Annotated in this window: 11 protein-coding genes; 7 read left to right on the forward strand and 4 right to left on the reverse strand. The window is 57.3% G+C overall.

The window, feature by feature from the left end:
• The first annotated feature begins 47 nt into the window (after positions 1-47).
• The 7 genes from EC9_RS26415 to cmk all read left to right on the forward strand — a co-directional run bounded on the left by EC9_RS26415 (position 48) and on the right by cmk (position 8,483).
• Complete coding sequence (locus EC9_RS26415; protein WP_218934657.1) at positions 48-218, forward strand: hypothetical protein; 171 nt, start codon at positions 48-50, stop codon at positions 216-218.
• A 132-nt stretch (positions 219-350) separates the two neighbouring features.
• Positions 351-1,052 (forward strand): hypothetical protein, encoded by a 702-nt coding sequence (locus EC9_RS07315; protein ID WP_145343655.1) that lies wholly within the window; start codon positions 351-353, stop codon positions 1,050-1,052.
• 106 nt (positions 1,053-1,158) lie between these two features.
• Positions 1,159-1,893: a PIG-L family deacetylase gene (locus tag EC9_RS07320; protein WP_145343657.1), complete on the forward strand. Its 735-nt coding sequence runs from the start codon at positions 1,159-1,161 to the stop codon at positions 1,891-1,893.
• 212 nt (positions 1,894-2,105) lie between these two features.
• Positions 2,106-4,139: a YgiQ family radical SAM protein gene (locus EC9_RS07325; RefSeq protein WP_145343659.1), complete on the forward strand. Its 2,034-nt coding sequence runs from the start codon at positions 2,106-2,108 to the stop codon at positions 4,137-4,139.
• Between the two features lie 207 nt (positions 4,140-4,346).
• A complete protein-coding gene (locus EC9_RS07330) occupies positions 4,347-5,492 on the forward strand; it encodes a DUF58 domain-containing protein (protein WP_145343661.1) in 1,146 nt (381 codons plus the stop codon).
• Positions 5,482-7,833: a transglutaminase TgpA family protein gene (locus EC9_RS07335; protein ID WP_145343663.1), complete on the forward strand. Its 2,352-nt coding sequence runs from the start codon at positions 5,482-5,484 to the stop codon at positions 7,831-7,833. The genes EC9_RS07330 and EC9_RS07335 overlap by 11 nt, the downstream gene beginning before the upstream one ends.
• Positions 7,824-8,483 (forward strand): (d)CMP kinase, encoded by a 660-nt coding sequence (gene cmk, locus EC9_RS07340; protein WP_145343665.1) that lies wholly within the window; start codon positions 7,824-7,826, stop codon positions 8,481-8,483. Before EC9_RS07335 ends, cmk begins: the two co-directional genes overlap by 10 nt.
• Positions 8,484-8,539: 56 nt before the next feature.
• Here the strand turns inward: cmk and queG are convergent, their stop codons facing one another.
• The 4 genes from queG to EC9_RS07360 all read right to left on the reverse strand — a co-directional run bounded on the left by queG (position 8,540) and on the right by EC9_RS07360 (position 12,079).
• Positions 8,540-9,694, reverse strand: a complete 1,155-nt coding sequence (gene queG / locus EC9_RS07345; protein WP_145343667.1) for a tRNA epoxyqueuosine(34) reductase QueG — start codon at positions 9,692-9,694, stop codon at positions 8,540-8,542.
• Between the two features lie 11 nt (positions 9,695-9,705).
• The gene (locus EC9_RS07350) at positions 9,706-10,485 is read right to left on the reverse strand and encodes a pyridoxine 5'-phosphate synthase (RefSeq protein WP_145349042.1); all 780 of its coding nucleotides are present in this window, start codon (positions 10,483-10,485) and stop codon (positions 9,706-9,708) included.
• Positions 10,448-11,602: a metabolite traffic protein EboE gene (gene eboE, locus EC9_RS07355; RefSeq protein WP_246106003.1), complete on the reverse strand. Its 1,155-nt coding sequence runs from the start codon at positions 11,600-11,602 to the stop codon at positions 10,448-10,450. The genes EC9_RS07350 and eboE overlap by 38 nt, the downstream gene beginning before the upstream one ends.
• Before the next feature lie 279 nt (positions 11,603-11,881).
• Positions 11,882-12,079, reverse strand: a complete 198-nt coding sequence (locus EC9_RS07360) for a cold-shock protein (protein WP_145343669.1) — start codon at positions 12,077-12,079, stop codon at positions 11,882-11,884.
• Positions 12,080-12,543: the final 464 nt, after the last annotated feature.

A 12,543-nucleotide genomic window follows, 5' to 3' on the forward strand; every position in this document is an offset into this window, starting at 1 on the left:
CGCGATCGACTCGCCCACCCCTTAACTAACCCGGAGAAAAAGAAGCGATGGACAAAAAGGCGAAGAAGCGATTGGACGTGATCAACAAGAAGTTGTCGCAGTTGCGGCAGAACCTCGCTGGTGTACGCCAACAAGCCGATGAACCCGACGAGATCACGAATTTAGAAAACGAGATCGCGAAGCTCGAAAACGAAGCGACTGAGTTGCGGAAAAGCTAGCGGCATTGCCGCGGTGGAAACGCGGCGCCAATTGCGCGTCCCCCTTGCTGATTAATCGGGTTGGCGCTGTTACACTGGATGTTCGGGACAATCTTTCGGTTACGGGCATCAACGTTTTTGAGGCGAGTTTCAATGTGGCACACATCCACAGGCGATCGGACGTTGTCCGGTGCAGAAGCAACATTGATCGTGCAAACATGCGTGAAGATGATCGATGCGTTGGAGTGGGAGCTTCGCGACGACAGCGGCGCTGTGGTTTGCGAAACAGGTGTTGAACTGTACGACGACCAATGGGTCTACCAACGGATCGGCCTGCTCAACGATGTCTGTCGCGGTTTGTTAAACCAAGGCCAAGCGATGCTTGCCTTGACCGCCGAATTAGAAGCGACGGTGATGGCGATTTTTGAAACCATCAAATCGCATGTCGAGTTGGAAATCGACGCGGGGCATTGCTTTGGCGATTCGTGTTGCGAAATTCGATCGTTGGTGCTGGCTGCATACGGCTATGATGCTCCGGGTTCGGAACCCATTGGGGCGGGGATCGATGACGATCTGGATGACCTTCCCGATCCGTGGTGCGATGAAATCGAGCAGTGGGATCTGGTGGTTGAATTGTTGGCTGATCGGATCTTGTGGGATCGCGATTTTGAAATGGCCAGCATGATCGTCGATGAAGAACCCGAAATGGCCGAGGCGTACAAGCAGGTCCTGGGAATCGACAACGATTACTTTTCGATGGCACCGCCTGAGGTGCACGAGGTGGAGGCGCCCTCTTGCCTGCATGATCTCCGCGACTTCTTAAATCAATCGGCTCTGCCCCGCCGGCCGCGCTAGTCGCAACCAAACTCGCAAAACGCCGCTGTCTCCACTTCGAGATACGTTGCGGCCTTGCTTCTCTGCCCTTGACATTCCTTCCCTCATCGATGAGTTCCGACCGCAGATGACTGCTGATCTTTCTCAATATCCCGAACTGGACGTGATTGCCGTCGGGGCCCATCCCGACGACGTCGAGATCGCTTGTGGTGGCACCTTGGCTCGTTTGGTCGATCAAGGTTACCGCGTCGGAATCATCGATCTGACCGATGGCGAACCGACGCCCAATTCGGCGGGCCCGGAGGTGCGGTTGCAAGAGGCGCAAGCGGCCGCCAAGGCGCTGGGGGTTCATGTCCGGACGGTTCTCGATCTCCCCAATCGCCGATTGTTCGACTGCTTTGAGACCCGGGTCGCGCTGGCGACTGAATTCCGCAAGCACCGCCCGAAACTGGTGATTGGTTTTGGTGATAAAACGCCGATGGCGTCCCCCGATCATTGGCAGGCGATGCAGATTACCGATGCGGCCATCTTTTATAGTCGGTTGACTAAATGGGACAGCCATTTTGGTGGGCTTCCGGTTCACACGATATCTCGCCAGCTCTATTTCCGTTTGGCCGTGGAGCCCGATCATTTGACGGGGTGCCTGTCGCACCTGACCGTTGATATCAGCAGCACGCTGCAGCGGAAGCTCGATTCGGTCGCCTGTTACCAAACCCAATTTGGCCACAAGCCGCAAATCATGCAGCGTATCTCCGCAGCAGCGCAGATCACCGGGGTCGCCGCTGGAGTCGAAGCGGGAGAAGTCTTTGCGTCACCCAAGTCGATTGCGGTCGACGACCTGTTCAAGACGGCGGTCCTATAAATACGTACCGGATCCCGGTAATGCTGAGCAGATTCCCGGTTTCTCTATCGGATTGGAACCAGAGCTCCATTGCAGCCGCGGTGGTGGCAGCAGGCGATGGTTCGGTGGCTGGACAAGCAATCGCCCTCCTGAGTGGATCGAGAAATCGCAAGTCTTGACGAAATTCAGTCTATTGGGCTATCGGGTCGCATTCTGCCCCTCATAATGAAAACATGAAATCTCTGCCCATCATCAACGGCTCGCCCATTCGTTCCGACCTTCTATCGGGTCTTCCACCATGCGGTTCGACCGTTGCCGAGCGACCGTTGCCGATGACGGCCAAGGAGGCGAAGCAGCGCGGCTGGGACGAAATCGACATCGTCTTTGTGACTGGCGATGCTTATGTCGACCATCCCAGTTTTGCGATGGCGATCTTGGGACGCGTGCTCGAAGCGGCTGGTTTCCGGATTGGCATCGTCAGTCAGCCCGACTGGCAAAGCTGTGAAGACTGGCGGCGGTTTGGACGTCCACGACTGTTCTATGCGATCAGTGCTGGAAACATGGACAGCATGATCAATCACTACACCGCCGGGCGGAAGGTTCGCAACGACGACGCCTATAGCCCTGGCGGGAAGATCGGTACGCGTCCCGATCGGGCAACGCTCTCCTATTGCCACCGTGCTCGCGAAGCCTACAAAGGGGTTCCGGTGATCGCCGGTGGCGTCGAAGCTTCGCTGCGACGCCTAGCCCATTACGATTATTGGGGCGACAACGTTCGCAAATCGATCCTGCTGGATTCCAAAGCGGATCTGGTGGCCTTTGGGATGGGGGAGGATGCGATCGTGGAGATCGCTCGCCGGCTGGACCAAGGCGAATCGGTCAAAGATCTTCGCGACATGCGAGGCATCGCGTATGTTGCCGGTGCTTCCGAAACGCCCCCGGAAGATGCGATCACCCTTCCCAGCTTTGAAGAGGTCTTCTCGGACAAGACAGCCTTTGCCGAGGCGACGCGAATCATTCATAACGAAACCAACCCGCTGAACGCGCGGCGTTTGGTCCAATATCACGGGAACCAAGCGGTGGTCGTCAATCCGCCGCCGCTGCCGATCACTCAGGATTCGATGGATCGGATCTACGGCCTGCCCTATACACGCAAATCGCACCCGTCGTACCGCGAGCCGATCCCCGCGTTCGAGATGATCAAGAACTCCGTCACGATCATGCGCGGATGTTTTGGCGGTTGCACATTCTGTTCGATCACCGCCCATCAGGGGCGTGTGATTCAATCGCGCAGCCAAAAATCGATCCTCGGAGAATTGCAGGAACTTGGGGCCGACCCGAAGTTCAAAGGGACGGTCAGCGATATCGGCGGTCCGACGGCAAACATGTATCAAATGCAGTGCTCGCGTCCGGAGGTCGAAGCGGTCTGCCGACGCCAGTCATGCGTGCATCCCAAGGTTTGCAAATTGCTGGGGACCGATCACGGCCCGTTGATCCAATTGATGCGTGATTCACGCAACGTCCCTGGGGTGAAGAAGGTGTTGGTCGCCAGTGGGATCCGAATGGACCTGGCGCGGTTGAGCCCAACGTACATCAAAGAACTGGCCGAACATCACGTCGGTGGTTTGTTGAAGGTTGCTCCGGAGCATTCCGATCCAGGCGTGCTGAACTACATGCGAAAGCCGTCGGGAGACGATTTCGAAGCGTTCACCGAACAGTTCAACAAGTCGAGCAAGAAGGCAGGCAAGAAGCAGTATTTGGTCCCTTATTACATCGCCAGCCATCCCGGCAGCGATCTAGACGCGATGATCGATCTGGCGGTCTTCCTGAAACGCAATGGCTACCGTCCCGATCAGGTGCAGGATTTTATCCCTGCGCCGTTGGATGTCGCCACAACGATGTATTACACCGGTCTCGATCCGTTCACAAAGAAGCCGATCTTCACCGCGCGGAAGCTCCGCGATCGCAAGATGCAGCGGGCGCTGATGCAGTTCTTCAAGCCGGCAAACTATTTTGAGGTTCGGCAAGCGTTGCAGGAGACGGGCCGGCACGATCTGATTGGCGACGGATGCGACTGTTTGATTCCAAGCAGACCGCCGAAGGAAGCGTTGATCCAGCGCCGCAAGAATGCCAACGCTGCGGTCAAAGGGGAATACGTTCATACGATTCCCAACGGGAATAAGTCGAAGAAGCGGAATAAAAAGCAGAGCCGCAATACGACCAGCAAAGGCTATCGTCCCGAGCGGAAAGAGACCAAACGTCCCTGATCGATGCTAGGCGTTCGTGGCGGTCGGTTTACCGGAGATTCACCCTTGCGCTGTTGCCGATGCTGCGGCCAGTGAAGATAATTGATCCATACCGCCCCGTTCAGATCGGGCGTTCCGGTGGGGGAGCGTTTGCGGCGGTTGGAAGGTCTCGCGGCGAAGGTTTTGGGTTTGAGTGCAAGGTCGGTAGAAAGACTGCACCGCGTCAAAGTGCGTTTAACGCGCAGCGGGTACCACTTTGGCTTTGTCGCCCTGTTTACGATCGTGGGCGCGGTCGTGCGCGATCTGAATCTGCTGGCGATTTTGGCCGGGCTGCTGATCGGGACCTTGATCATTCAGTGGCGGTTCGCACGTGGAACGCTGTTGGGCTTAACGGTCGCTCGCCAGTTGCCGACCGAAGTCTTTGCCGGTGATCTGTTCACTCTCCGCTACCGGATTCGCAATGCGCGGCAATTGTTGCCGGGGTGGTTTATCCAAGTCGATGATCGGATTCTCTGCGAAACCCATCGCCGCGAAGCAGCCAACGGGCATGCGGCAGTAGCGTACATCGGTTGTCGGAACGAACAACTGGCGATGTTCAATTGTCGGGTCGCCCAACGCGGTCGATATCTGTTGGGGCCCTTGAAGCTTGCCACCGAGTTTCCATTTGGATTGATGCGTGCGGTCCGTTGGATCGATCGACGCGAAGAATTTATTGTCTATCCGCGCTTGGGTCAGCTTCGCCAGGGCTGGCGAGGGTGGATGTTGTCGGAGCAGCCTGGCTTGGTTGCTTCGCGGCGCCGCGCGGGGGTTAATGAAGGGGATTTTTATGGCTTGCGCGGCTGGCAAAATGGCGACAGCCGACGCTGGATTCATTGGCGAACGACGGCGCGGATCGGCGAATTGGCGGTGCGGCAATTCGAACAGCAGCAGCGTCAGCAGATCGGGATCTTGGTCGATTTGCATCAAGATGTGCCGTCGGGCGAGAGCCTGGAACGCTTGATCGCTTTCGCTGCCACTCTGGTGAACGAAGTGCTCCGCAATCCCGAAACGCAAGTGGGATTTGCGATCACCGATGGTATGGCGATCTCCAATCGCAATTGTCGCGGGGGAGAGTTTCGGCGACGGGTGTTGAGCAGTTTGGCATTGGCAACGCGTCAGCCTGGGGCGCCCCTGCACGACAAATTGCGGGAACTGGTGAGTGTCTCGGATGCAAATTGGCCGATCGTGATCGCGAGTACGCGGCCGATGGATTTGCAGGCGCTGGAGGGGAATCGGGCGGACGAATCGGTTGCCGGGCGGTTGGATCTGCGTTGGTTGAACTTAGCCGATTCCTCTTCGGAGCAGATCTTTATGGAGACTCCACGTGACGACTGAAGGCCTGTTGAAGATCCATTTTGTCGCCCTGACGATCTTGGGCGGTTGTTTGCTGGGAGGCGTTTCGGGAACCGAGAGCCTGGTAGCGATCGCGCTGTCGGCGGGGCTGTTTTCATTAGTGTTTGTCGATTGGTTGGCGATCGTCTATCTCCCGCCGTCGATCGCCTATATCTTGATGGGAATCGCCAGCGTCTATTGCGTGGGGGGGTTTTGGAGCGGCGTCGATGAACGGCAGATCGCAGCGGTGGCCCGGTTGTTGGTGCTGGTACAGGCTGTTTTGCATTTGCAGAAAAAGAGTCGCCGAGTCTTTGAGCAGTTGAGTGTATTTGCGTTGTTGGAGCTGATCGTGGCGGCGGTCTTAAACGACGCACTGCATTTTGGGATGTTGTTGATTCCCTTTTCGATCGTTGGCCTTAGCACGATGGTCCAGTTGCAATCGTACGTTTGCCAATCGCTGACCAGCACTCCCAGCCGCAATGGTCGGATCGAACCCGAGCCGGGATCGATCGATGTTCGGGGTATCAAGGTTTCGCGAGTTGGGTTGCTTGTGATGGGGCCTGCGGTGCTGGTCTTTGCGGCGACGTTTTTTTATGCGTTGCCACGGTCCAGCGGCAACGGGCTGCAATCGACAGCGTTTGGACAAGGGACGACCGGTTACAGCGACACTGTCCGGTTTGAACAGATGGGCAAACTGTTGCAGAACCCGCAAAAAGTCTTGCGGCTCGAATTGCGGGACAGCGGCACGAGCCGCCCCTATGCGTTGCACGAACCCGCTTATCTGCGTGGCCAGGTGTTGGACGAATATGTTTGGGATCCGACCCACAACGTTGGCGAATGGGGAACCGTGCGGCGGCGCGACTTTGTCGGTAGCCATCGCTTGCCGCGTGAATATATCGAAGAGGATTCTGACCGACGTGCGCGATTTGATCGTGTCGAAGCGACGCTGCGAATCGAACCCACCAACACGAGTACGATCTTCTCAATCCCGCCATATTATGAGTCGCAACGGTTCGATACGATTCGCCATTGGCCACGGCATTGGCTGTTGAAACGCAGCGGCAATGAATCGCGAGACCATCGACTCGAATATTCCTTTTTTACCCACGCTTTTTACACAGGGCAGCAGCGGAAGTGGTTGCGGTATGTCGATTTGACAAGCGAGCGGCATTATCCCAACGCGTTGGGCGCGTGGGAGCGGCAGATGTTGTTACAGATCGATCGCGAACGTCTCCCGAACTTGGTGCAAATGGCGGATCGGGTCTTCGCAGAGCTGCGGGACGATGTCGAATACACCACCGAGATCGCCGTTGCGCTGGAAAAGTCCTTGGCGCAAAATCCTGAGTTCACGTATTCGTTGGATCTTCGCGATGAGCGTCCCAGTGACGTCGATCCGATGGACTATTTTGTCGCAGTCCAAAAACGCGGGCACTGTCAGTATTATGCCGGAGCGCTGGCGCTGATGCTCCGCAGCCAAGGGATTCCTGCTCGCTTGGTCGTTGGTTACAAGACCGATGAATACAACAATTTTGGAAACTATTACATCGTTCGGCAGCTGCATGCCCACGCCTGGGTCGAAGCCTATTTCGATCGCCACCAATTGCCACCACACGTCGATTTGTATGGCCAGGCCCCCGGCGGTGGTGTCTGGATGCGGCTCGATGCAACGCCATCGGTCGCCGATGAACAATCGACGGGCGGGATGTCGCATGTGATGGATTTCGCCCAAATCCTCTGGGACGACTACGTCCTGGATATGAGTAATCGCCGGCAACAGGGAACGCTACAAGATCTGGGGCAAGGTGTGGGCGAGATTTCGGCCTATAAGATGTATTGGGATAAGATCGATCTGTTGATTCAGCGGTTGAAGGCGGGAGAGTTGGGCGAGGGGGCGATCGCCATCCATGAAATCTTTTCCTGGCGCGTGACGGTGGTCAGTGTTTTTGTCTGCCTGGGAGTCGTGTTGGTTTGGCGGAACACCTATCGCGCGTCGATGCTATTTTCGCTTCGCCAACCAACCCGTAACACCGCGGCGCTGTCGGGGTTTGCCGTCTTCGATCATCTGTGTCTGCTGCTATCGCGAATGGGGATGTTCCGAAAGCGATCGCAAACGCCGCGTGAATTTGCCCACGTTGCCCAACACCAGCTAAGTTGCGATGATCAACAAGCTGCCGATCTACATCGGATTGTCACGCGACTTTACGAACAACGCTTCAGTTCGTCGGCGGGGCTCGACGCGGCTCAACAACGCGAACTCGAACAAGCGTTGCAGCGAATTGAAGCGATGCTTCATCAGCGCGACCGCAACGCATCATCAACAGCAACGAATGGATCATGGTCATAACGATTGACGGCCCCGCCGGTGCGGGGAAAAGCAGTGTCGCCCGCAAGCTTGCCCAGCGACTTGGGTTCCACTTTCTCGATACCGGCGCGATGTATCGCACGGTGACGCATCTCGCGATGCAGCGAGGTCTCGATCTGCAAGACTCTGCCGCCGTGGAAGGGCTGGCCAGCGGGATAGAGATTCGCCTGGAGCACGATCGCGTCTGGGCGGATGGTTGCGACGTCAGCGTTTCGATTCGCACTCCCGAAGTCACCCGCAACATCCGCTTCGTCGCCGACCTCGCCAATGTCCGTCATGTCTTGAATCGCAAGCAGCGGTCGCTGGTTGTCAGCAACGATTACGTAACCGAAGGGCGCGACCAGGGGACAGAAGTTTTTCCCGACGCCACATGCAAGATCTTCTTAACCGCGTCCCCCGAAGAGCGTGCACGCCGGCGACAGCGTCAATTGTCGGCGAGTGGTCAGGAGGTTACCGTCGAACAGTTGCTGGCCGAACAGAATCTTCGCGACGACCAGGATCAAAGCCGAGATGTCGGCCGGTTGGTTGCCGCCGCCGATGCGATCACGGTGATCACTGACGGGATGGATGAATTGCAAGTCGTCGATCATTTGGAAGCCCTGGTGCGCGGTAAGCTCTCCCGCGACGATTGATCAAATCGTTAGGGCGACCCGGTTCCGATTCGAGGCCGGTGTGATCCAGCATCAGTTCATTGTGAATTCGGTGTTGCGGTTTTAGGTTGATCGATCGCGTCGTCGATCTCCCGCTGGACCATCGCATCGGGTTCGTGATCGCGTCGGTCGCGCAATCGTGCGATCGCGACCGGCGTCGCAATCTGTCCCAACGCCCACGCCGACGCTCCGCGGACCAAGGGGTCGGGGTCGTGGAGACCTCGAATCAGGGCATCGGTCGCCTTGGGATTTCCCGCATTTCCAAGGACGATCGCCGCGTTTCGCAGCAGGCCGCGACGGCGCGTTCGCCATAGCGGCGTCTTGCGGTAGCGACTGCGGAACACGTCGTCGGTCAATTCGAACAGCGAGATCAATTCGGCGGGGTTTTGCGTCGTCAGTGGTTGAAAGTCCGGCTCTTGGGCTTCGCTGCCGCGTCGATTCCAGGGGCAGACGTCTTGGCAGACGTCGCATCCGAAGACCCAATTTCCGATCGGCTGACGGAGTTCGCTTGGGATCGCCGATCGATGTTCGATCGTCAAGTAGCTGATGCAACGCGTCGCATCGAGCACCCCCGGTTCGGGAAACGCTGCCGTCGGGCAAGCGTCCAAGCAGGCCTGGCACTTGCCGCAATGGTCGGTCTCGTGCGGCCGGTCATATGTCAGCGGAAGGTCTAACAGCAGGGCGGCCAGGAAGAAATAGCTCCCCTGCCATTTATTGATCAGCAGTGTGTTCTTGCCGGTCCAACCGAGGCCGGCAAGTTCCGCGAACTCGCGTTCCAACAGCGGAGCGGTATCGACGACGCCACGGACATTGGCATCGGGATGCTGGCCAAGCACCCAACGTTTGAGTTCCTTGAGCTTGCGATGGACGAGATCGTGGTAATCGATCGAGCCCCAGGCGTAGCGAGCGAAGCGGCCCTGCATCGCCCCGACTTCGGCCGGCTGGGCGGTGCGGTAGGGCATTCCCAGCACCAACAGACTTTGCACGCCCGGCATCACATATTGCGGATCGCGATAGGCCTCGCGCCGGGCGTCCAGATAATCCATCTCACCCGCCATGCCCGAATCGATCCAGTCCAGCAGGTGGTGGTAGCCGCCTGGCTGCACCGCCGGACAAGCGCCCGACAGATGAAAGCCGATCCGGGTCGCTTCCGCTTTGAGCTGCGCGGTGAAGTCAGCAGATTCTTCGGACATCAGGTTGCGTTTCAGGGCGACGTCGATCGCGTGGCGACTTCGATTTCGTGCTTCATGTCCGCGACGGCTTTCTGGATTCCAACCATCACGGCCCGCGCGATGATCGAATGCCCGATGTTCAGCTCGCGGACATTGGGGATTGCCGCGACGGGTTGGACGTTTTTGTAAGTCAATCCGTGTCCGGCGTGCAGCCGCATTCCCGCATCGACAACGGCTTGGCCGCAGGTCTTTAAACGCTGCAGTTCCCGATCGAATGCCTCTCCTTTGGCCAATGCATAGGGGCCGGTATGCAGTTCGACGGCACCGACGCCCAGGGCCGCAGCGCTTTCGATCTGCCGCTCGTCGGGATCTAAGAACAGACTCACCGCGATCCCTGCATCGTGCAGTTGCTTGATCGCGTCGGCAACGCGTTTCGAATCGCCGACAACATTTAAGCCCCCTTCGGTCGTCACTTCTTCGCGGCTCTCGGGCACCAGCAGCGCCCAATCGGGCTTTACGTCACATGCAATATCGACGATCTCGCGAACGCATCCGAACTCCATGTTGACGTGAACCGAAATGGTTTCTTTCAGGATCCGCACGTCGCGATCTTGAATGTGCCGACGGTCCTCGCGCAGATGGAACGTGATTCCATCGGCTCCCCCCAGTTCCGCCAGATAGGCCGCTGCGACCGGATCGGGTTCGTAGGTTCTGCGAGCTTGCCGCACGGTTGCCACATGATCGATATTGACGCCTAATTCTACCACGGCCGTTCTAACTCCCAATCTGTTCCTGAAGCCAACGCATTTCATGAGCAATGCCATCGGCCAAATTATCTACCTTCAGCTCGTTGGGGAGAACGCCCCATGCGTACGTTTCCGCTTCCAAGTGCCCAGAAAAATCGAGCCCCTTCGTTGTCGACAGCGCTGCGATGCAATCGACCACTGCCTGCTGTGTGGCGTGCAATTGGCCGAAGCGATCCAGGTAGATCGGCACGTGAAAATGAATCCGCCAGCTGTGATCGTGAACCGGATCGGCCCGACCGAGCAGCTCGGGGAGATCCTCCACCAGATGCTGCTCGCCAGATTCCGATACGACCGTCGTTTGGTGCAGGTAGCGATCCTCGGCAAAACCAGACAATTGCTCGATCGCGGCTCGCTGCGCATCGGCGTCCATCGCATGCCAGGGAACTTCGATCGCACTGGATACTTGCACCTTGCCGATCCCAATCCCCGCGTCGGCGTAGCGTTGGAGGACGACCGATTGTTCTTCGCACATCACTGCCGCATGGCAGATGTCATGACAGACGGTTAGGTAACGCCGCAGGTTCGCGGCCGGCAAATATTCGTCGAAGAACCCGATCATGTCGTCGGTCGTGTCGATCGCACAGCCCGGTTCGGGTTCGATCGCGATCACGATCCGCCGGCCGGATTCCTGTTCGATCTGTTCCAATCGCTTGGCGACCTGCTGCAGATTTGCGGCCGCCTGTTGCATCTGGTCTCGGCTGGGCAGCGGTTCTCCCCAACCCAACGGCAATGTGCTGATCGAACCGGGCAGATCCGCGGGAAGAATTCGGTGCAAGATCTCAGCCAGTTGCAGCGTGTAGTCGCGGCGCGCGGCTTCCCACCATGTCGGTAGATAGACACGATGTTTGACGATCGGTTGATGAAAGTTACCGTAGGGAAAGCCATTGATCGTAAAAGGGATCAGTTGGCGATCGGCCAGCCACACGGCGAAGTCAGCGGCGGCGTTGGGGGACGCCAGTTCCGATGCCGCTTCGGCGGGAATCCACAGCCCAACGCCCATCGATGGCGTTCGTAATTGCTCCCGCACGGGGACCGCAATCCGATCGAGGTTATTGCGAATCTGGGCAATATCGGTTCCGGCATGCACGTTGGTGCAGTAACCGGTCATCCACTGGCTTGTCACGCCGTGACTCCATTTCTTTTTGAATTATCGATCGCCGCACGCGCTCTACCGATCGTATTGATGGCAGTTGAGCCGCAGAGGATCTTGCAGCAACGCGCGGCGGTATCCGCCGTCTCATTTAGAATGTCGTCTTGGGCGGATCATCGCAAGCCGGATGGAACTCGGCTCGCGCCAGTTGTGTCGACGAAAGGGCGGTTGCGATCGGTTCGGCGCATAAAAAACGCTCGATCAAAACAGGTTTGATCGAGCGTCGATATTTACAACGAAACGAGGGGAGGACTATTCGCTAACGCGAACGTTCTCGGCACGCGGACCCTTAGGGCCGCTTCCTTCGGTGTATTCAACATTCTGGCCTTCTCGAAGGCTTTCGAAGTTGCCCTCAGTAACGGCGGAGTGGTGGAAGAAAATATCTCCACGCTCGCCATCGATGAAGCCAAAACCCTTGTCCGTAATTTTCTTAATCGTTCCTTGCGACACTTCGCAATTCTCCCAGGTAGCACGAAATCGTAGATTTACAGAACCAGCACGCCATGCAACACGCGCAGGCCAAGTTACAGTTGGCCCCGAAGGACCGCCAAAAAAGGGAGCATGCTGAACTAAAGAGAATGAATCAGCTGTCGAAGAATGCGTGGGTTTCCCACTTTCAATCAATCGTTGGGCCAAGTCAAAACGTGTGGGCCGCAGCAAGAAAGTAAAGGGACAAAGCCAGCGTCGTTTCAAGCAAATCGGCGAACATTTAGCTTTCGTTCGCTTCCAATTTCAACACCACCTTAACAGACACTGGCGGTCAAAGTCAATCACAATGCGCTTGATTCCTGCGATTCGGACCAATCAGTGGTTGTGGCGCGTGATCTCGTCGGCGCGCGGCATCGTTTGGAGCACGCGCTAGGATGGATCTGAAAATCGAACGACATCCAGTCTTTACTGGCGTAGAATGGTCA

Source organism: Rosistilla ulvae (assembly GCF_007741475.1).
Lineage (GTDB): Bacteria > Planctomycetota > Planctomycetia > Pirellulales > Pirellulaceae > Rosistilla > Rosistilla ulvae.